Origin of the sequence: Herbiconiux daphne (assembly GCF_024979295.1) — a bacterium.
Classification (GTDB): domain Bacteria; phylum Actinomycetota; class Actinomycetes; order Actinomycetales; family Microbacteriaceae; genus Herbiconiux; species Herbiconiux daphnes.
The window spans coordinates 1-520 of record NZ_JANLCJ010000817.1 but is presented as its reverse complement, the minus strand read 5'-3'; the positions used below and the strand labels follow the sequence as shown (position 1 = coordinate 520).

Genomic DNA, 520 nt, shown 5'->3' with positions numbered 1-520 from the left:
ATGGACGCTCAGTAATGGAATGTAGTTGCGGCACTACCCTAAAGGAAAAGCAAATCGTTTCTAAAAAGCGGGATTTGAAATACGTCTTTGAAGAATGCGAACGTTGCGGGCGGATCGGGCCAGAATGGCTTTACAACTACGACGGAAGCAAGCTTATCCAGGCGGGGATAAAAGCGCGGGGGATGTTCAATGCGCTGATGGATGAACCGCCGGAACTCTTCTAATTCAAGCCCTGCCGGAAACGGCGGGGTTTTTTATTGGGAAAAAAAACAGCCAGGGCATTAAGCCCCCGCATTGGGACGACACGGTGAAGAAAGGGGAAAGGAAAAAAACCTTTCTTCATGGCTGGGCAATAATCAAGAAGGATCTATGAAAGTTAGGTTGTTGCCGATAGCCGCAACACGTAAAGAGTATACCGATTATAAAACTTAATGGTAGATAGTCTAATGAGTATTATTATTGATCTTTTGTTAATTCTTTTCTATATCGCGGTTATCATTTTTAACGCCTGGGGTACCGT

1 protein-coding gene is annotated in these 520 nt (G+C 44.6%); it reads left to right on the top strand.

Going from position 1 to position 520, the window contains the following annotated elements; genetic code table 11:
• On the top strand, positions 1-224 hold a 224-nt coding region (locus tag N1032_RS27855; RefSeq protein ID WP_259543982.1), incomplete at its 5' end, for a hypothetical protein.
• Between the last annotated feature and the right edge of the window lie 296 nt (positions 225-520).